This window comes from Nocardioides secundeburneus (assembly GCF_039939255.1).
Classification (GTDB): domain Bacteria; phylum Actinomycetota; class Actinomycetes; order Propionibacteriales; family Nocardioidaceae; genus Nocardioides.
On record NZ_JBDUUE010000001.1, the window covers coordinates 669,337 to 686,443 of the forward strand.

Below are 17,107 nucleotides of genomic sequence, written 5' to 3' on the forward strand. Positions count from 1 at the left end.
TACCGTCCCGCCCATGTCGCCGGTGGAGCCACCGCCCTCGCGGTGGAACATCGGCGAGGGCCTGGCCGACGGTGGTCGCGCCCTGCCCGACGACGACCTGGTCGCCGTCGGCGCCGACCTCGAGCCCGGCACCGTGCTCACCGCCTACCGCCACGGGCTGTTCCCCATGCCCGTCGAGCCCGGACGCCGCCGGCAGCCGATGGGCTGGTGGTCGCCGGTCGAGCGGGGGGTGCTGCCGCTCGACGGCCTCGTCGTCTCGCGCTCGCTGCGCCGCGCGTGCCGCGACTTCGAGATCCGCGTCGACTCGGCGTTCGAGGACGTGATCGCGGCCTGCGCCGACCCGCGTCGTCCCCACGGGTGGATCGACTCCGCGATCCGCGAGGCCTACTGCCGCCTGCACGACCTCGGGTGGGCGCACTCGGTCGAGGCGTGGCGCGACGGCCGGCTCGCCGGCGGCCTGTACGGCCTGGCGATCGGCGGGCTCTTCGCGGGGGAGTCGATGTTCCACCGTGAGCGCGACGCCTCCAAGGTCGCCCTCGTCGGACTCGTCGACCTCCTGCGCGACGAGCACGCCGCCGAGCGGCTGGTCGACGTCCAGTGGGTCACGCCGCACCTGGCGAGCCTCGGGGTGCGCGAGCTCGACCGCGACGACTACCTCGACCGGCTGCCGGCCCTGCTCGACGTGCCGCTGCCCGCCCCGTGGCGCTGACGGGGCCGCGGCACCACCCGGGGGTGAGCCTCCACCCCGCCGTGCACGCGAGGGTGTCGGCCATGACCCGCTCCCGGATGTCTCGTCTCGCCGCCCTCGCCGCGCCCGCCGTCCTGCTCGCCTCGCTGACCGCGTGCGGGGGCGACGACGGGTCCGACGCACCGGACGGTGCCTCGAAGGAGGACTTCTGCGAGGCCTACCAGGCCGAGCCCGCCCTCGACGACATCGACCCCGACGCCTCGCCGCGAGAGCAGGCCGAGGCGATCGTCGGCGCCGTCCAGGAGGCGACCGACCGGCTGGCCGAGGTCGGCACGCCGGACGACATCCCGGACGACGCCCGCGAGGGCTTCGAGACGATCATCGACGTCGCGAACGACCTCGACGTCGACGAGGCCGAGCAGGCCATCGAGGAGCAGGACTCGGAGTACTTCGACAACCTCGTCACCGGGGACGACCGGGACAAGAGCGACGCCTTCGACGAGTGGGGCGACGACTACTGCGGCGACGCGGAGGCCCCCACCGACGGCGAGAGCACCGAGTAGCGCTCAGACCACCTGGGGCGGCGCGTCGCCCTCGGCGACCATCGGCCGACCGGCGGCCTGCCACTCGAGCATGCCGCCGTCGAGGTTGACGACGTCGTAGCCCTGCTGCGCCAGCCAGGCCACGGCCTGCCCCGAGCGGCCGCCGACCTTGCAGACCACCAGGGTCTGGCCCTCGGGCAGGTCGCCGAGGCGACCGGCGAGCTCGCCGAGCGGCACGTGCACGGCGCCGTCGATGTGGCCGGCCCGCCACTCGACGTCTTCGCGGACGTCGAGCACGGCCAGCCCCTCGGGCAGGGGGTCGGGCACGCCGGAGACGGCGACGGTGGGCACGGTCACGGTGGGGTCCTCACTTCAAGAACTTGCTGGTGCGGCGGTCGGCGAGCGGCTTGCCGCCGGTCTGGCAGGTGGCGCAGTACTGCAGGCTGGAGTCGGCGAACGACACCTCGCGCACGACGTCGCCGCACACCGGGCACGCCAGGCCGGTGCGGCCGTGCACCGCGAGGTTGCTCTTCTTCTCGCCCTTCAGCTCGCTCGCCGCGAGCCCGCGCGAGCGGTCGACGGCGGCGCCGACGGTCTCGCGGATGGCGCGGTGGAGCAGGTCGAGCTCGTCGTCGACGATCGCGCTGGCCGGGCGGTAGGGCGACATCTTCGCCGCGTGCAGGATCTCGTCGGAGTAGGCGTTGCCGATGCCGGCGATCGTGCCCTGGTGCCGCAGCACGCCCTTGACCTGCTTGCGGCCCTCGCGCTGCAGGATCTCGCCGAGCACCTCGCGGGTGAAGTCGTCGGTGAGCGGGTCGGGGCCGAGGCTGGCGATGCCCGGCACCTCCTGCGGGTCGCGGACGACGTACATCGCCAGGCTCTTCTTGGTGCCGGCCTCGGTGATGTCGAGCCCCGACCCGTCGTCGAGCACGATGCGGACGGCGAGCCCGCTCTTGCTGCTCGGGCGAGGCGGCAGCGTGGGCACCTCGTCCTTCCAGCGGATCCAGCCGGCGCGGGCGAGGTGGAGGACGACGTGCAGGCCGGAGACGTCGATGTCGAGGAACTTGCCGTGGCGCCCGACGCCGTCGACGAACAGCCCGCTGAGCGCGCTCACGGGCGGGTCGTAGGTCTTCAGCGCGCTGAACGCCGCGAGGTACACGGTGTCGATGGCGCGGCCGTCGAGCCGGCCCTGCAGATCGAGGGCCAGCGCCTCCACCTCGGGCAGCTCCGGCATGGGACCGAGTCTAGGGACAGGCACGGACACAGGTATCGACACTGGTGCTGACAAAGGGCTCCGGTCAGAGCATGATGACCGGATGACGGCACCGCGCGCGCTCGCCTCGCCGGGGGCGATCTTCCTCGACCCCCGCGGCTCCGACCGCGCGCTGCGCGTCTCGTGGCACCAGGAGGCCGACGTCGTCGTGCTGTCGCTGTGGCGCGACACCGTGTGCTCGGCGACCTTCCGCCTCGGCATCGACGAGGTGCCCGACCTCATCGACCTGCTGCGCGACGGCCTCGACCTCGCCTACGTCAGGGCCCGGGCCGACCGCACCGCCTGAGCGGCTAGCGCAGCACGCTCGGGCCGGACTGCTGGTCGTCGAGCCAGTCCTCGCCGTCGTCGAAGAGCTCGCGGTCGCCCTGCGGGCGCTGCCCGGTGCGCCGGCGTGAGCCACGGCCACCGGTGCCGGCGGCACCCGTGCCGCGTCCGGCGGCGCCACCGGCGCCACCGGCACCGCCGGCACCCGCGCCGCCACCCACGACGCCCGAGCCACCGAGCACACCGCTCGAGCCTCCGACCGCGCCGCCGAGGGGGCGGGGCGCGGGGGCCGGCGCGCCCGGACCGGAGCCGCCCGCGGGGCCGCGCACGGCGGCCGCGGTGAGTCCGCCGGCACCGAGCGCGCCCGCGCCGGCGGGCGAGACCGCGGACGGTGGGGCCGAGGGGCCGCCGATCGTCGCCGCGGACGACGGGGCACCGGCCACGTGGCCGGCGGTGGACGGGCCCTCCGCGCGCACGAGCGGCAGGTCGTCGGGGTCGGGCAGGACGTCGTCGGGGTCGTCGGTCAGGTCGACCGGGGGCTCGGGCCGCTCGGTGGGCGGCCACCAGGTCGGCCAGGTCGTCGGCGGTCGCTCGACGACGATCGTGGTCGGGGTGGTCGTCACGACGGTGCCGTCGTCGTCGGCGGGGTCGATGCTCTTCATCACCTTGATGCCGTGGCGCAGCGCGGCCTCCTGGTCGTCGGCCGCCCAGCGCGAGCCGTCCTCGCGGACGACGGCCTGCAGGACGTCGCCCTCGGGGTGGTCGCGGTCGATGCGCCGGCGCCGCTCCTGAGTGACCTCGGTGGCCTCGGCGACCATCCTCAGGGCGTCGCCCCCGCGCCGCAGCTCGGCGGCGCGCTCGCGCAGCGTGGTGGCCGAGGCCCGGAAGGCCCGGCCCATCGACGAACCGGTCGCGCCGCGGATCTCGCTCTCGTAGCCGGCGAGCCGCTCCATCTGCTCGGCGGCCTCCTCGAGCACGCGCGAGGCCTCCAGCCACTCGTCGCCGTGCTTGGCGATGCGGCGGGGCTGGGCCCGCTCGACCAGCTGGACCAGGCGTCCGTGCTCGCTCACAGGGTCGCCTCCGTCGTGCCGCGCAGCTCGGTGAGCCGGGCGTCCATCTCGTCCTCGAGCGCACGGATCTCGTCGGTGAACTGCACCAGGGACCCGTGGTGCCGGGCGAGCGTGGCGAGCGCGCCGTCGAGCGCGTCGTAGACGCGGGCCTGCGCACGCAGGGTGTGCCGGGCCATGCGCTCGCCCTTCACGGTGCCGCCGAACATGTCCGGGTCGACCCACCGGGGCTGGCCGGCCGCGACGAGCCGGGCGGCCTCCTCGAGCAGCTCGAGGATGCGGGCGACGGTGGACTCCTGCACCTCCAGGTCGGAGATCGGGTCGGGCTCGGTGCTCATGGCGGGCCTTCTACCCCGCCGGACGTCGGTCAATCCTGCGGGCTCCGTCGTCCACAGCCCGGGGCGACCTGAGAACCCGCTGAACACTCCCGGCGGCAGAGCATCGTCACCCGAGCGATCGGGCACGATGAGCCCATGAAGACTCGCCTGGCGCGCCTGACCTCCACCGTCGCCCCCGCCGTCGCCGTGCCCGCCCTCGTGCTCGCGCTGACCGCCTGCAGCGGCGACGACGGCGACGAGGGCTCGGGCGACGAGCCCAGCTCCACACCGCCGTCGTCCGAGGCCACCACGGCGAGCGGGACCACCACCTCGCCCCCGGACATCGAGCCCCTGCCGGTCGTCAACCAGGCCCAGGGTGCCCGCGACGACATCACCTTCGACGAGACCACGTGCAAGACCGACGCCGGCGAGCAGACCGTCTCGGGCACGTTGACGAACCCGACCGACAAGGCCCAGGGCTACCTGGTCGCGATCAGCTGGACCAACGCCACCAACGACACGCTGGGCCAGGGCTTCACCGTCGTGCGCGGGGTGAAGCCGGGGGCCGAGGCCGAGTGGACCGTCGAGGCCAACGTGGCCGAGGGCGCCGTCCAGTGCGTGCCGTTCGCGCAGCGGGGCTCGATCCCGAAGTAGGTCGTCGGAGGGACACCGCGCGTCCGTCACCCGGGGTTCACCCGGCTCGGGCAGACTTGTCCTCGTGACCGGGCCCGTGACCCCGCAGGTCGTGGCCCACCGGGGGGCCAGCCACGACAAGGCCGAGCACACCCTCGGCGCCTACGTGGCCGCGCTCGAGGCCGGGGCCGACGGGCTCGAGTGCGACGTCCGGCTCACCGCCGACGGGCACCTGGTCTGCGTGCACGACCGCGACCTGCGCCGCACGGCGCAGCAGCGCGGGCTGGTCTCCACCATGGACCTCGCCGAGCTCAACGAGCTCGACTTCGCGGCGTGGAAGAACCCGTGGGCCGACCTCGACGACGAGGCCCCCGAGCGCGACGACGAGCTCGACCGCGTGCTCACGCTGCGCAAGCTGCTCGAGACGGTCGCCGACTACGACCGTCGCATCGAGGTGGCGATCGAGACCAAGCACCCCACCCGCTACGGCGGCCTCGTCGAGCGCCGCCTCGTCGAGATGCTCGGCGACTTCGGCTGGGACCAGCCCGGCGCACCGGTGCGGGTGATGAGCTTCTCGTTCACCGCGCTGCAGCGCGTCGAGCGCGCCGCGCCCGGCATCCGGCTCGTGCAGCTGGTCGACAAGTACCAGTACTGGCAGATGCTGCGCCGGGTGATCGGCCCCGACTGGGTGGTGGGCGCCGGCGTCAACCTGCTGCGCGAGCACAAGAAGCTGGCCCGCAAGGTCGCCGCTGGCGGGCGCGACCTCCACGTCTGGACGGTCAACACCGCCCAGGACCTCCAGCTGTGCGTCGACGCCGGCGTCGAGGCCGTCATCACCGACCGCCCGGCCTACGTGCTGGAGCAGCTCGGTCGGTAGGTTCGTCCCATGGCGAAGAAGTCCCGCACCAAGGCCCGCGAGTCCGCACCCGCCCCCGGCGAGGTCGGCCCCCGTCAGCCCTGCCCGTGCGGGTCGGGCAAGCGCTATAAGGCCTGCCACGGTGCCGAGGGCGGTGACGTCTACGTCGCCCGCCCCTTCGAGGGCCTGCCGGGCGAGTGCGACCTGGTCGCGATGCGCGAGCTGGTCCCCTCGGCCACGGCCCCGCTGACGATCAAGGGCCACGACGACCGCACGGTCCAGCTGTGCTCGCTGCTGCCCGCCGCCTCGCCGGCCATGCACCGCGAGAGCGGCCAGGTCTGGCTCGGCCTGCAGGTGCAGCACTCGTTCGGCGACCCGTCGCGCGACCTCGCCGCCGTCCTCGAGGCCGCCCTGGCCTCCACCGAGCCCGAGGTGATCGGCCTGACGACGCCGCCCGGGCCCGGCCCCCGGCTGCAGGACCTCGTGACCAGCGAGACCCTCGACGTCACCGTGCACGAGGGCTTCGACTTCTGGCTCGCCGACCTCGACGACAGCGACGAGCTGTCCGCCGCCATGGAGCAGGCCAACGAGGGCGCGATCCCGACCAGGCGCCTGTCGTCGGTCGAGGCCGCCTACTGGTGCGACGTCAGCACCAAGGAGCACCTGCGCTGGGTGATGCCCGAGCCCGAGGACGCCCTGCTCACCGCGCTCGCCCGCCTGCACGTGGCCGGGGCCGACGTGATCGTGCCCGACGCCCGCTTCGTCGGCATGTTCCGCGCCCACGGCCTGCTGGCCCCGGTCTGGGACCTCCCGCTCGGCACCGGTGCCGAGGTGCTCGACGAGCCGGCCGCGGCGTTCAAGGCCGCCCTCGACGAGGCTCTCGCCGACACCTCCGACCTCACGTCCGAGCAGCGCTCGGCCCGCAGCGGCCTCGCCAACCGCCAGGTCACCATCCGCTAGCCGCTTCGCCCGCCGACGGGCGCGTTTGCCCGGCCGGGGCCGGGGGCACGGTCGAGCCGTGCTCCCGACCGCGCCACCCCCGCCTCCTGGGCGCTCGCCTCCTCGACGTCGGCTCTGGCTCTGGCCGCTCGTCGCCGTGCTCGCGCTGACGGTCGTCGCGCTGAGCGCCGTCCTCGCGGTGCGGGGTCAGGACGACGACCGCCCGTTCGCGGCACCCGGCGACCTCTACGACTACCCGTTCCAGCAGGACGACCTCGCCCACTACGGCGAGATCTAACTGCCCTGGACGCGGTTGCGGGTGGCGGTCGGCGACGTCAGCACCGAGCTGCCCGACGTGCTGGGCGCGCGCGCCACCGTGCAGGCCCCCGAGGGTGGCAGCTTCGTGCGGGTCGACCTCGACATCCCGGACGACGGGCTGATCCCCCTCGCCGCGGTCGCCGCACCCTTCCAGCAGGAGACCGAGGTCGTGCTGCGCGCCGACGGTCGCGAGTACCCGCTCCTGGGGCCCGGTGGCCCGGTGCTCGACCCCAACGGACTGGTGGGCCAGGGCGGCAGCAGGTGGGTCGCCGTCGAGGGCGAGCCCGACGAGCTCGAGGTGGCCGTGACCGTCGACGGCCTCACGCAGACGGTCGACGCGGCCGACGGCTCGGTCGACAACGGTCGCGCGGCCGAGCTCGCCGACGTGCGCGACCGGGCCGGTGCTGCCGGTGGGGCCGGCCAGCGGGAAGGCACGCCGTGCGGCACGCCGGAGCGCCTCGACGACACGGCCCTCCGGGTCTCCTACGGCCGCTCGCTCGAGTGCCGGGTGCGGCTCGCGCTCCGCACGCCCTACGTCGACGGGCTGGGCTGGGCCGACGAGGGTCGGGAGTTCGTCGCCGTCCAGCTGGTGCAGCCCGTGCGGGTGCAGCTGGTCACCGGCCGCGACGACGCACAGGTCTACTGGGACACCACGACCCGGCTCGACGTGCGGCTCGGCGACGCCGCGCCGCTCGGCCCCGAGGTCGCGGTCAACAGCCTCGACCGGGGCCTGCTCGCGTTCGCCGACCCGAGCGACCCGGGGCAGCTCGTCTTCGACGTCCCCGCCGACGAGCCCCTCGGCGACCTGGTCGCCACCCTGACCGCCGACGCGACGCTCGGCGAGCCGTTCCCGACGGAGCGCCGGAGCGCGGTGTTCCGCTGGATCGTCGCCGGGGAGGACCTGTCATGACCCGCTCCCACCGCATCGCCACGGTCTGCGCCGTCGTGCTCGTCGTCACCGCGCTGGTGCTCGCGGCGCTCGCGTGGCGCGCCGGCGGCGACGACGTCGAGCGGCGCATCGCGATCGGCGAGAGCGAGCCGCTGCGCAGCGCGCTCTACGGCCACGAGGTCGTCGTCCGGGTGCCCGGCGCCGAGGTCGTCGTGCTCGTCGGCGACCCGGCCGAGCACCTCGACTCGCCCGTCTTCGAGCGCAGCTCGGGCCTCTACGACCCCGACGCCCCCGTCGTCGTCGAGGCCGACGACGACGGCCTGCTCGTCCCGGTCTCGACGGTCGCCCGCGGCACCGGCGACGGGCTCCTCCAAGACGATCCGGGCCGGCCGCCGGTCGTCGCCCGGCTCGTCGCCGGCGACCGCACGGTCGAGCTGGTCACCTACCGGCTCGGCAGCTCGAGCGAGCGCAGCGACGCCTTCAGGGGCGCAGCACAGGCGGTGGCGGTCGACGGCGGTCTCGGACTCGACGACCTCCGCGTCGAGGTCGAGTACGACGGGGTCGTCCAGACCGCCGAGGTCGCGACGGGGGAGGTCGACGCCGGCGTCGCGCAGCCGCTCTACGACGACGCGGTCGTCTACGCGACCGGCTGCACCTCGGTACCCAGCCGGTGCGCGCTGCAATCGCCCGAGAGCTCACGCTGGCGGGCCGACGACGACTCGTTCACCGCCAGCGACGTGTCGGTCTACGCCTACGACGGCGAGCACGGGTGGGCCGCCGAGGGGTACCGCTGGGCCTCGGTACGGCTGCAGCTCTTCGGCGCCTACGACGTCGTCGACGCGACCGGCCGCCGTCGCGCCGTGACGGCGGTCGAGGCGCCCGTGGTCACGCTCGACGGCGCCGAGCCCGCCCACGCCGACGACCTGACCGGCGACCGGGGCGACGCCTACGGGCGCGTGGTCTTCCAGGTCGCGGACGACGCCGTCCCGCGGGAGCTCAGGCTCGCGCAGCGGGTCACGCTCGCCGGCGACCAGGCGCCGCGCACGCTCGATCTCAGCGCCCGCGTCGCCCTGCAGCCACCGGGCTGAGCCGGCGGCGGATCACAGCCCGACGCGCAGGGTGGGCCTGGTGCGCACGGCGTGCCGACGGGAGTCCTCGTCCGGAGTCCGGGGCACGGTCGGCCAGCGCCGCATCAGGCGGTTGCGCAGCTCGAGGCCCCGGGCGTCGACGACCATGTCGACGACGACCGCCCCGACCAGCAGCGTGATCGAGACGGCGAGGCCGACGACGCCGTGCACCCGGAGGTCGGCGAACAGGGTCGAGGCGTCGACGAAGGTGTCGTTGTCGGTACCGGCGAGCACCAGCACGGCCGCCGAGGGCACCACGAGCAGCCCGCCGAGCACCCCGGCCAGGCGGGAGACGTCGGCGGTGCGCGGCTCGGAGTAGCGGACCAGCACGTCCTTCTCCGGGCGGGAGGCGGTCGGGTCGTCGAGCCGCGCGGCGAGGTCGCGTCGGGCGGCGAGGGACGTCGTCCGCTCGACCAGGCCGCCGGCCGCTGCGGCCAGGAGCCCGAGGGCGGCGAGCCCGGCCGAGACCCAGATGCCGAGGTCGAGCACCGTCTCGCCGGCGGCGGAGTACTCCTGGCGTTCGGCGAGCCGGGCGCCCGGCGAGCTGTCGGTGCCCGGGTGGCGGACGTAGAGGTAGGTCTGGAGCACGAACGCGCTGAGCGAGCCGAGCACGGCGGCGAGGCCGAGCAGGGCGGGCCCGCCGGCCTGGCCGCGCGGTCGGAACCGGGGCTTGTCGCCGCGGTCGGAGGCGCGCGCCCGGCCCCACGCGGTCTGCTCGGCGTGCGCGCTGACGTGCTCGGCGACGACGCGGCGCACCCGGTCGGAGGGCAGGCGCACCAGGGCGACGCAGCCACCGACGCACCCGGCGAGCACGGCGGTCGCCAGGGCGAGCACCGGCAGGTCGCCCTCGACGAGACCGAAGACCACCATGAGCAGGGCGGCGGCCCCGGTCGCCCCGAGGAAGCCGACGAGCAGCAGGTGCTGCCGCAGGACGAGCGTCTCGACCTGGTGCGGGTGGGGCGCGGCGAGCCGGTCGGTGCTCGCCGTGACCGCCGCGGCCAGGGCGCGCCGGGTGGCGACGGCGCGCAGCGAGTCGGCCACGGCGGCGACGCCGAACCCGGCGTAGGCGAAGGTGATGATCATCCCCAGGGTCATCCGGGAGAGCAGGTCGATCGGCGTCGCGAGCTCGGGCAGCAGGCCCTCCTCGCCGACGATCCCGGCGAGCAGCACGACGACGAACGCCACGGCGATCCCGATGCCGGCGAACGGCAGCACGTGCGCGAGGGCCCGGGCCAGGCGGCCGAGCGGGCCGATGTCGTACTCGCGCCAGTAGCCGGTGTTGTCGTCGGTGCCGTGGTCGTCCACGCGGCCACCCTTCCCGCTCACCGCTCGCGCACACGCACCGCCCAGGCCGCGAGCCGCGCGTAGCCCTTGACCGACAGGCGCCGTAGCCGGCGGAAGACGAGGTCGGGGTGGGCGTCGTGGGTGTCCGCGGCGTCGTGCCCGTCGCGACCGGTGAGCGCCTCGAAGGCGCCCCGGTCGACGAGCACGGTCCCGGGCCGCGCGACCGAGGTCAGCCGCGCGGCGATGTTGACGGTCTCGCCGTAGACGTCGCCGAGGCGCCGGACGACGTCGCCGTGGGCGAGCCCGGCCCGCACCTGCGGGAACCCGTCGTCGGGGTCGTCGCCGCGCCGACACAGCTCGAGGGCGACGTCGAGGGCCGAGCCGGCGCCGTCGGCCACGAAGAGGACCTCGTCGCCGATGTTCTTGATGATCCGGCCGCCGTGGGCGGCGACGAGCTCGCTCGTGCGGTCCTCGAAGCCCTCGATCCAGGCGACGAGCTCGTCCTCGGTGAGCTCCTTGCTGCGCGAGGTGTAGCCGACGATGTCGACGAAGCCCACCGTGAGCGGGGCGGCCGCGAGGTCGGTCGGGTCGGTGGTGGCGAGCCGGCGCGCACCGGCGCTGACCAGGTGACGGCGCCACACGTAGCTCTGCAGCGCCTCGACGCGGGGGATCACCTCCGTGGCCAGCGCAGCGACCGTCTCGTCGGGGTCGGCGCCGCTCTCGACGGCGACCGTGGCGAGCAGGCTCGTCTGCCAGTCGGCGAGCCGGGCGTAGCTGCGGCCCCACGTGCGCACGAGCGCGGCCTGCCGCTCGGGCGAGAGGACGCCGAGCTCGACGAGCTCCTGGGCACCACGGAGCGCGTCGACGTCGGCCTGGGTGAACACGACCTCGTCGTCGCCGACGTGGGCGAAGCCCAGCAGGGACCACAGCCGGACGGCGTCGTCGAGCGGCACGCCGGAGCGCTCGACGACGTCGAGCCGGGTCAGGCCGGGCGGCTCGCCGAGCAGGTAGGCGTCGAGCCGGTCGAGGGACTCGCTCAGGATCAGCCCTTCACGCGCGACTCGACGACGGCGACGAGCTTCTCGCGGAAGCTCGGCATCTCCTCGAGCAGCTCCTTGACGTCGGTGTCGGTGAAGTGGATCGCGACCAGCGGGGTGAGCGCCACGATGGAGGCGGTGCGCAGCGTGTTGCCGACGATCGCGGCCTCGCCGACGATGTCGCCCGGGCCGAGCTGGGCGATCTCGGTGCCGTCGCGGCGCACCGACACGGACCCCTCGAGCAGGATGTAGGCCTTGTCGGCCGGGGTGTCCTCCCAGATCGGCGACCAGCCCTCGGGCAGCTTCACGCGGCGTCCGTGCGCGCTGATCTGCGCGACCTCGCGGGGGGTGAACGAGTCGAAGAACGTTGCCATGTCTCAGCCTTCCTGGCCGGGGTGCTGCGGGAGAGGGAGCGGGACGATCCTGGCCGAGGTGGTCGGGGGTGTCCAGAGAACCCGCGACACCGACTGCGCCGCAGAGCGCCCCGGCAGCGGGGATCGGGACATGATGACCGTGCAGGCGCGACCGTCGGGGCGCGCGAGGCGCGCGGGGGAGGCGACGGTGGGCGGTGGCGGACCGGCCTCGTTCGAGGCCTTCGTCGAGGCTCGCTCGGCGGCTCTCTACCGCCGGGCCTACGTGCTCACCGGCCACCGGGCCGACGCCGAGGACCTCCTGCAGGTCGCGCTGGTCGACCTCCACCTCGCGTGGCGCCGGGCGAGCCGGGCGCCCTCGGTCGAGGCCTCCGCGTTCGCGGTGCTGGTCGACGCCTTCGTCTCCGGACGACGCCCGGCCCGGTTCACCCGCGAGCGGCTGGTCTCGCAGCTGCCCGCGCCGGACGCCGTCCACCGCGACGTCGAGGACCGGCTGGTGCTCTGGCCGCTCGTGCGCCGGCTGCCGCCGCGGCAGCGCGCCGTCCTCGTCCTGCGCCACCTCGACGGCCTGGGCGAGGCCGAGGTCGCCGAGGTGCTCGGCGTCGCGCCCGGCACGGTCTCCTCGACCGTCTCGGCGGCCCTGACGAGCCTGCGGGCGATGACGGCCGGGACGGAGGAGGAGGCGGTGACCGCGCCCGACGACCTCGAGCGGGTGCTGGCCGACGAGCTGGCCGCCCTCGACCGCGCGGTGCGCGTGCCCGCGGTCGACGTGGCCGGCCTGGAGGAGGTCGGACGCCGGGAGCGGCGTCGGCGCGTCCGCGCGGCCGGCACGGTGGCCGCGGTCGTCGTGACGGTCGGCGCGTTGGTCGCCGTGCCGGTGCTGGTGGGCGGGTCGGGCGGCGAGCCGGCCGCGCCCCCGACGCGGGCGGCGTCGGTGGCCGAGCTGCCGGTCGGCGCGGCGAGCCCGGCGCCGTGGGTGGACGGACGCCGGCTGCGGGCCGGTGACGTCGTGCTCGACGTCGACGAGGTCGAGGCCTCGCCGGGCCCGGGCTTCGCGGGCGAGACGAGCGCGGTGGTCGTGCGCCGCGGCGGGCGGTGGATGGGCCTGGTGGCCCGCGACGGCGTGGTGCAGGAGGTGGTGTCGTCGTCGGGCGCGCAGGCCCGGTTCCGGCTGCTGCTGTCGGCCGACGGTCGGCGGGTCGCCGTCCTGCAGGCGGTCGACCGCACGACGACCGACCTGTACCTGGTCGACGTCGAGTCCGGGCTCGAGATCGGCCGCCACACCTTCACCGGCCAGGACGACCGCAGCCGCATCGGCCTGCTCAACGTCGACGTCGACGGCCGGGTGGTGGTCGCCCTCGACCGCTTCTACGTGTGGCCGTTCGGGTTCGACCCGGTGGCGGTCACCGGGCCGGTCGTGGGCGCCGCCGACGACCCGTGGTCCTACCCGCGGGGCGCGACCTTCGAGACCGCCGACGACGGCACCGTCTACGGCACGGTGTCCGAGGCCGGCCGGTTCGAGCCGGCCGGCGAGCTGCCCGACGACGAGGTCGCCTGGGCGCCCGACGGCAACGCCTGGGTGCACGTCGACGTCGACGCCGGCGTCGCGGAGGTCTCCGGACCCGCCCGGGTGACGAGGTCGCTGCTGGTGCCGGCCGACGTCGGCGACCTCGCCGTCGTGGGCTGGGAGTCCGAGACCGACGTGGTGCTCGACGGCGTCGCGGGCGGCGACGACGTGCGCCTGCGGTGCGACGTCGACGAGCTCACCTGCGAGCGGGTGCCTCTGGGCGAGTGATCGGTGCTGCGCTCAGCGCGCGGGCGAGGCGCACAGCTGGTCGACGGTGGCGGCGGCGATGCGATCGAGGACATCGGGCCCGACGCCTGCCTTGGCGAGGGCCTCGAGTCCGCGATGCGTGGCTACCACGACCCCGCCGAGCACGGTCGCGTCGGCGGCCGGATCGACGTGTCCGGCCTCCTGGGCCAGCTCGACGAGCTGACGGCAGCTGACGAGCAACGCCTGGTGGGTCGCCAGCGAGCGCGCGGCGACGTCGTCGTTCTCCCAGGCCAGCTCGGCCGTGCCCTTGGCCACGAGGCACCCGCGCGGGTCGACGCCGCCCTGGGGGGAGGTCAGCCAGGCCCGGATGCGGTCGAGCGCCTCGTCGGCCGGGCCCTCGACGAGGGCGGCAACGCCTGCGGCGGAGTCTGCGCAGACGTCCTCGAAGACCCGGAGGAACAGGGCCTGCTTGTCGCCGAACGCGCCGTACAGGCTGCCCTTGCTGAGGCCGGTGACCCGGGAGAGGTCGTCGACGGAGGTGCCGTGGTAGCCGGTCTCGCTGAACTGCCGGCGCGCAGCCTCGAGCACGGTCTGCTCGTCGAACTTCCGCGGCCGGGCCATGGCTGCATCCTACCGTTGCTGAACGATCGGTCCAGTACTTCTGGACGATCGGTCCAGAACAAGGCTATTATGGACCGTATGTTCAGAACACTGAGTCCTGCGGACCCCACCGAGTTCTCCGGCAAGCGCGCGATCGTCACGGGCGGCTCCCGCGGCATCGGCGCCGCCATCGTGCAGCGCCTCGTCGACGGAGGCGCCAGCGTCGTCACGACGGCGCGCACCGCCACCGACGAGACGCCGAAGGCCGCCACCTTCGTCCAGGGCGACGTCGGCACCACCGGCGGCGTGCGTGCGTTCGCCGCAGCCGCACTCGACCGGCTCGGCGGCGTCGACATCGTCGTCAACAACGCCGCAGCCGCTCGGAGTCATCTCGGCGGCATCGGCACGATCCCCGACGAGGAGTGGCTCGACGCCCTCGACCTCAACTACCTCTCCGCCGTCCGGGTCACGAACGCGCTGCTGCCGGCGCTCCACGAGGCCGGCGCGGGCAGCGCCATCGTCAACATCTCCTCCGGCTCCTCGCTCCTGCCCAACGGCCCGATGGCGCACTACGCCGCTGCCAAGGCCGCGCTGAACGCCTACGGCAAGGCGCTGGCCGGCGAGCTGGCTCCTGCCGGGATCCGCGTCGCCACGGTCCTGCCGGGCAACGTGCTCACGCCCGGGGCCGACCGCATCCGGCAGACCTTCGCCGACGCCGGAGGCGTGTCCCTCGCCGACACGACCGCTGCCGTCCCACTGGGCCGCCCCGGAGACCCGCGCGACATCGCCGAGGCAGTCGCCTACCTCGTCTCCGACCGCGCCCAGTGGGTCACGGGTGCGACACTCGTCGTCGACGGAGGCGAGCTCCCGATCGTCTAGGAGGCCGCCGGGTGGAGCGGCTCGCGCTCGATCGGGCAGCTCATGCACCGCGGCCCGCCGCGGCCGGAGCCGAGCTCGGAGCCGGCGATGGCGACGACCTCGATGCCGGCCTGCTCGAGGCGGGCGTTGGTGCCGTGGTTGCGCTCGTAGGCGACGGCGACGCGGGCGTCGAGCGCGAGGGTGTTGTTGCCGTCGTCCCACTGCTCGCGCTCGGCCTCGACGGGGTCGAGGCCGGTGGCGATGCGGTGCAGCTTGTCGATGCCCATGGCGTCGGCGGCGGCCTCGAGGAACGGGCGCGGGCCGGCGACCTCGAGCAGCAGCGACCCGTCGCCGTCGACGCCGGCCGGCGTGACGGCGTGGGCCACGAGCGAGTCGGCGACGTTCTCGTAGACGATCATCTGGTCGCCGTCGACCATCGTGCAGATGGTGTCGAGGTGCATGGTCGCCCGCTCCTGGGCGATCGGGACGGCGAGCACGGTGTGCGCGAGGTCCTGGTCGAACATCTGCCGGGCGATGCGCTCGACGCCCGCGGGCGTCGTCCGCTCACCGACGCCGACGGCGACGACGCCGGGCGAGAGCAGCAGCACGTCGCCGCCCTCGACGTGCTCGTAGTGCGAGCCGTGGATGCGCGGGGTGCCGACGAACCGCGGGTGGTGGGTGTAGATCAGCTCGGTCAGCTGGGTCTCGCGCTTGCGGGCCGGCATCGCGAGCGAGGTGATCGCGACGCGGTCGCGGATCCACACCGAGGAGTCGCGGGTGAACAGCAGGTTGGGCAGCGGGTCGACGAGGAAGTCGTCGCCGGCGAGCATTGAGGTGACGAGGCCGAAGCCGCCGCGCACCTCGTCGTTGCGGATGCCCGCGGTGAGGTGGGTGGTCAGCTCGGCCGGCGTGACGTCGCTGAGGAAGTCGCGCAGGAAGTGGCGCAGGGTGTCGCCGAGGTCGAGGCCGGCCAGCGCCGTCTCGACGGCGGTCGCGCGGGCCTCAGGCACCGAGAGGGTCTCGGTGAGCAGCTCGGTCAGGTAGAGCACCTCGACGTCGCGGTCGCGCAGCGCCTGGGCGAAGGCGTCGTGCTCCTCCTGCGCGCGGGCGACCCAGGGGATGCCGTCGAAGAGCATCCGGTCGTTGTTGCGGGGGGTGAGCCGGGTCAGCTCGGGTCCGGGTCGGTGGAGGAGCACCGTCCGCAGTCGTCCGACCTCGCTGTCCGCACCATGGCTCATGGGCCGAGCCTAGTGAACGAAAGGATTGTCGGACAATCCTCGCGTCGCGTCGGGTTCAGGCCGTCACGAAGGTGCGCAGCAGTGCGCCGAGACGGCGGGTGTCGCGGACGCCGAGCGGGCCGAGGTGCTGGTTGAGGTCGTCGGCGACCGCGCGAGCCCGGGCGAGCACCTCCTCGGCCCCGGGCTGGAGGTGCAGCAGCCGGGCCCGCCGGTCGGCGGGGTCACGACGACGCTCGACGAGCCCGCGCGCCTCCAGGGCGTCGGCGATCTGGACGACGCGCGGGCCGCTCACGCCCAGCAGCCGGGCCAGGTCGGCCTGGGCGAGCGGGCCGGCCGTCGCGATCGCGGTGAGCGCACCGAACAGGCGCGGCTCGAGGTCGAGGGGGTCGAGGCCGACCTGGAACTCGCGGTACAGGCTGGCGTGCGCGCGGCTGACCAGGAAGCCGATGCTGCCGCGCAGCACCGACGGCGCGTCGGGGGCGATCTCGGCGTCGACGAGGCGGTGCAGCAGGTCGACGAGCTCGGCTCCCTCGGCGGCGTCGAAGGGGGCGAGCAGCCGCTCCTGGACGGCGTCGGCGTGCTGGCGCCAGTCGCTCGCGGCGGCCGCGCCGGCGTCGGTGCGGGTGAGGGCGTAGGAGCGTCGGTCGTCGGGGTTGCGCACCCGCTCGACCAGACCGCGGGCGGACAGGTCGGCGGCGACGCGGGCGAGCGTCGTCCGGCTGACGCTGACGGTGTCGGCCAGCGACTGCTGCGAGCGTGGGACGTCGGCCTCGGCGAGCGCGAGCAGCACGGCGTAGGCGTGGATGTCGACGCCGTCGGGCAGCTCCTCGGCGAGCGCGAGCGCGACCCGGGCGTGCGCGCGCCACAGGACGTGGCCCGGCAGCTCGGCCAGCGCGGGCAGCAGCTCACGGCTGTCGACGACGCCCTCGCGGACGAGGTTCCTGCCTGTCGTGTCCGGGTGGCCCACATCTCTCCTCGGGTGACTTGACCGGTCCACGATCGAGCGTATCGTCAAGCGAGTAATCATTCACC

21 protein-coding genes are annotated in these 17,107 nt (G+C 74.7%); 11 read left to right on the forward strand and 10 right to left on the reverse strand.

Annotated features, from left to right (window positions below):
- Positions 1-13: 13 nt before the first annotated feature.
- Entirely contained in the window at positions 14-709 is a 696-nt protein-coding gene (gene aat / locus ABFT23_RS02995; protein WP_347892473.1) for a leucyl/phenylalanyl-tRNA--protein transferase, read from the forward strand.
- A gap of 62 nt (positions 710-771) precedes the next feature.
- Entirely contained in the window at positions 772-1,251 is a 480-nt protein-coding gene (locus tag ABFT23_RS03000; RefSeq protein ID WP_347892475.1) for a hypothetical protein, read from the forward strand.
- Positions 1,252-1,254: 3 nt separating this feature from the next.
- On the opposite strand, the gene ABFT23_RS03005 is transcribed toward ABFT23_RS03000, so the two are convergent.
- Positions 1,255-1,587 carry a rhodanese-like domain-containing protein gene (locus tag ABFT23_RS03005; RefSeq protein ID WP_347892476.1) on the reverse strand — a complete coding sequence of 111 codons (333 nt, stop codon included), beginning with the start codon at positions 1,585-1,587 and terminating at the stop codon, positions 1,255-1,257.
- 10 nt (positions 1,588-1,597) lie between these two features.
- Positions 1,598-2,464: an Fpg/Nei family DNA glycosylase gene (locus ABFT23_RS03010; protein WP_347892477.1), complete on the reverse strand. Its 867-nt coding sequence runs from the start codon at positions 2,462-2,464 to the stop codon at positions 1,598-1,600.
- 82 nt (positions 2,465-2,546) lie between these two features.
- Here ABFT23_RS03010 and ABFT23_RS03015 point away from each other — a divergent pair, with 82 nt between their 5' ends.
- Positions 2,547-2,789 carry a hypothetical protein gene (locus ABFT23_RS03015; protein ID WP_347892478.1) on the forward strand — a complete coding sequence of 81 codons (243 nt, stop codon included), beginning with the start codon at positions 2,547-2,549 and terminating at the stop codon, positions 2,787-2,789.
- Positions 2,790-2,793: 4 nt separating this feature from the next.
- Here ABFT23_RS03015 and ABFT23_RS03020 read toward each other — a convergent pair whose 3' ends face one another.
- Both ABFT23_RS03020 and ABFT23_RS03025 read right to left on the reverse strand, forming a co-directional pair.
- Positions 2,794-3,837: a hypothetical protein gene (locus ABFT23_RS03020; protein WP_347892479.1), complete on the reverse strand. Its 1,044-nt coding sequence runs from the start codon at positions 3,835-3,837 to the stop codon at positions 2,794-2,796.
- Positions 3,834-4,172 carry a hypothetical protein gene (locus tag ABFT23_RS03025; RefSeq protein ID WP_347892480.1) on the reverse strand — a complete coding sequence of 113 codons (339 nt, stop codon included), beginning with the start codon at positions 4,170-4,172 and terminating at the stop codon, positions 3,834-3,836. The genes ABFT23_RS03020 and ABFT23_RS03025 overlap by 4 nt, the downstream gene beginning before the upstream one ends.
- A gap of 135 nt (positions 4,173-4,307) precedes the next feature.
- On the opposite strand from ABFT23_RS03025, the gene ABFT23_RS03030 reads away from it, so the two are divergent.
- From ABFT23_RS03030 to ABFT23_RS03055, 6 genes are all read left to right on the forward strand, one after another.
- A complete protein-coding gene (locus tag ABFT23_RS03030; protein ID WP_347892482.1) occupies positions 4,308-4,805 on the forward strand; it encodes a hypothetical protein in 498 nt (165 codons plus the stop codon).
- A 64-nt stretch (positions 4,806-4,869) separates the two neighbouring features.
- Positions 4,870-5,661 carry a glycerophosphodiester phosphodiesterase family protein gene (locus ABFT23_RS03035; RefSeq protein WP_347892483.1) on the forward strand — a complete coding sequence of 264 codons (792 nt, stop codon included), beginning with the start codon at positions 4,870-4,872 and terminating at the stop codon, positions 5,659-5,661.
- Positions 5,662-5,670: 9 nt separating this feature from the next.
- The gene (locus ABFT23_RS03040) at positions 5,671-6,600 is read left to right on the forward strand and encodes a DUF5926 family protein (RefSeq protein ID WP_347892484.1); all 930 of its coding nucleotides are present in this window, start codon (positions 5,671-5,673) and stop codon (positions 6,598-6,600) included.
- Positions 6,601-6,736: 136 nt separating this feature from the next.
- Entirely contained in the window at positions 6,737-6,877 is a 141-nt protein-coding gene (locus tag ABFT23_RS03045; RefSeq protein WP_347892486.1) for a hypothetical protein, read from the forward strand.
- A gap of 21 nt (positions 6,878-6,898) precedes the next feature.
- Positions 6,899-7,807 carry a hypothetical protein gene (locus ABFT23_RS03050; RefSeq protein WP_347892488.1) on the forward strand — a complete coding sequence of 303 codons (909 nt, stop codon included), beginning with the start codon at positions 6,899-6,901 and terminating at the stop codon, positions 7,805-7,807.
- Positions 7,804-8,874, forward strand: coding sequence for a hypothetical protein (locus tag ABFT23_RS03055; RefSeq protein WP_347892489.1), 1,071 nt, complete (start codon positions 7,804-7,806; stop codon positions 8,872-8,874). Before ABFT23_RS03050 ends, ABFT23_RS03055 begins: the two co-directional genes overlap by 4 nt.
- A 12-nt stretch (positions 8,875-8,886) precedes the next feature.
- Here the strand turns inward: ABFT23_RS03055 and ABFT23_RS03060 are convergent, their stop codons facing one another.
- The 3 genes from ABFT23_RS03060 to ABFT23_RS03070 all read right to left on the reverse strand — a co-directional run bounded on the left by ABFT23_RS03060 (position 8,887) and on the right by ABFT23_RS03070 (position 11,608).
- Entirely contained in the window at positions 8,887-10,218 is a 1,332-nt protein-coding gene (locus tag ABFT23_RS03060; protein WP_347892491.1) for a hypothetical protein, read from the reverse strand.
- A 17-nt stretch (positions 10,219-10,235) separates the two neighbouring features.
- On the reverse strand, positions 10,236-11,150 hold the full coding sequence (locus ABFT23_RS03065) for an adenylate/guanylate cyclase domain-containing protein (RefSeq protein ID WP_347892492.1): 915 nt from the start codon (positions 11,148-11,150) through the stop codon (positions 10,236-10,238).
- Positions 11,151-11,239: 89 nt separating this feature from the next.
- Positions 11,240-11,608: a Crp/Fnr family transcriptional regulator gene (locus ABFT23_RS03070; protein ID WP_347892494.1), complete on the reverse strand. Its 369-nt coding sequence runs from the start codon at positions 11,606-11,608 to the stop codon at positions 11,240-11,242.
- Between the two features lie 130 nt (positions 11,609-11,738).
- Here ABFT23_RS03070 and ABFT23_RS03075 point away from each other — a divergent pair, with 130 nt between their 5' ends.
- Positions 11,739-13,400 (forward strand): SigE family RNA polymerase sigma factor, encoded by a 1,662-nt coding sequence (locus tag ABFT23_RS03075; RefSeq protein WP_347892496.1) that lies wholly within the window; start codon positions 11,739-11,741, stop codon positions 13,398-13,400.
- Positions 13,401-13,412: 12 nt separating this feature from the next.
- Here the strand turns inward: ABFT23_RS03075 and ABFT23_RS03080 are convergent, their stop codons facing one another.
- Positions 13,413-14,000 (reverse strand): TetR/AcrR family transcriptional regulator, encoded by a 588-nt coding sequence (locus ABFT23_RS03080; protein ID WP_347892498.1) that lies wholly within the window; start codon positions 13,998-14,000, stop codon positions 13,413-13,415.
- 78 nt (positions 14,001-14,078) lie between these two features.
- Here ABFT23_RS03080 and ABFT23_RS03085 point away from each other — a divergent pair, with 78 nt between their 5' ends.
- Complete coding sequence (locus tag ABFT23_RS03085; protein WP_347892500.1) at positions 14,079-14,858, forward strand: oxidoreductase; 780 nt, start codon at positions 14,079-14,081, stop codon at positions 14,856-14,858.
- Here the strand turns inward: ABFT23_RS03085 and ABFT23_RS03090 are convergent.
- Both ABFT23_RS03090 and ABFT23_RS03095 read right to left on the reverse strand, forming a co-directional pair.
- Positions 14,855-16,075: an arginine deiminase gene (locus ABFT23_RS03090; protein WP_347892501.1), complete on the reverse strand. Its 1,221-nt coding sequence runs from the start codon at positions 16,073-16,075 to the stop codon at positions 14,855-14,857. The genes ABFT23_RS03085 and ABFT23_RS03090 overlap by 4 nt on opposite strands.
- Positions 16,076-16,130: 55 nt before the next feature.
- Entirely contained in the window at positions 16,131-17,042 is a 912-nt protein-coding gene (locus tag ABFT23_RS03095) for a MarR family winged helix-turn-helix transcriptional regulator (RefSeq protein ID WP_347892502.1), read from the reverse strand.
- Between the last annotated feature and the right edge of the window lie 65 nt (positions 17,043-17,107).

What these genes read in the sequence shown, in the direction of transcription:
- aat (WP_347892473.1), top strand. Translation starts at nt 14, where the DNA reads ATGTCGCCGGTGGAGCCACCGCCCTCGCGGTGGAACATCGGCGAGGGC.
- ABFT23_RS03030 (WP_347892482.1), top strand. Translation starts at nt 4,308, where the DNA reads ATGAAGACTCGCCTGGCGCGCCTGACCTCCACCGTCGCCCCCGCCGTC.
- ABFT23_RS03040 (WP_347892484.1), top strand. Translation starts at nt 5,671, where the DNA reads ATGGCGAAGAAGTCCCGCACCAAGGCCCGCGAGTCCGCACCCGCCCCC.
- ABFT23_RS03090 (WP_347892501.1), bottom strand. Translation starts at nt 16,075, where the DNA reads ATGAGCCATGGTGCGGACAGCGAGGTCGGACGACTGCGGACGGTGCTC.
- ABFT23_RS03080 (WP_347892498.1), bottom strand. Translation starts at nt 14,000, where the DNA reads ATGGCCCGGCCGCGGAAGTTCGACGAGCAGACCGTGCTCGAGGCTGCG.
- ABFT23_RS03055 (WP_347892489.1), top strand. Translation starts at nt 7,804, where the DNA reads ATGACCCGCTCCCACCGCATCGCCACGGTCTGCGCCGTCGTGCTCGTC.
- ABFT23_RS03000 (WP_347892475.1), top strand. Translation starts at nt 772, where the DNA reads ATGACCCGCTCCCGGATGTCTCGTCTCGCCGCCCTCGCCGCGCCCGCC.
- ABFT23_RS03015 (WP_347892478.1), top strand. Translation starts at nt 2,547, where the DNA reads ATGACGGCACCGCGCGCGCTCGCCTCGCCGGGGGCGATCTTCCTCGAC.
- ABFT23_RS03010 (WP_347892477.1), bottom strand. Translation starts at nt 2,464, where the DNA reads ATGCCGGAGCTGCCCGAGGTGGAGGCGCTGGCCCTCGATCTGCAGGGC.
- ABFT23_RS03075 (WP_347892496.1), top strand. Translation starts at nt 11,739, where the DNA reads ATGATGACCGTGCAGGCGCGACCGTCGGGGCGCGCGAGGCGCGCGGGG.
- ABFT23_RS03025 (WP_347892480.1), bottom strand. Translation starts at nt 4,172, where the DNA reads ATGAGCACCGAGCCCGACCCGATCTCCGACCTGGAGGTGCAGGAGTCC.
- ABFT23_RS03085 (WP_347892500.1), top strand. Translation starts at nt 14,079, where the DNA reads ATGTTCAGAACACTGAGTCCTGCGGACCCCACCGAGTTCTCCGGCAAG.
- ABFT23_RS03070 (WP_347892494.1), bottom strand. Translation starts at nt 11,608, where the DNA reads ATGGCAACGTTCTTCGACTCGTTCACCCCCCGCGAGGTCGCGCAGATC.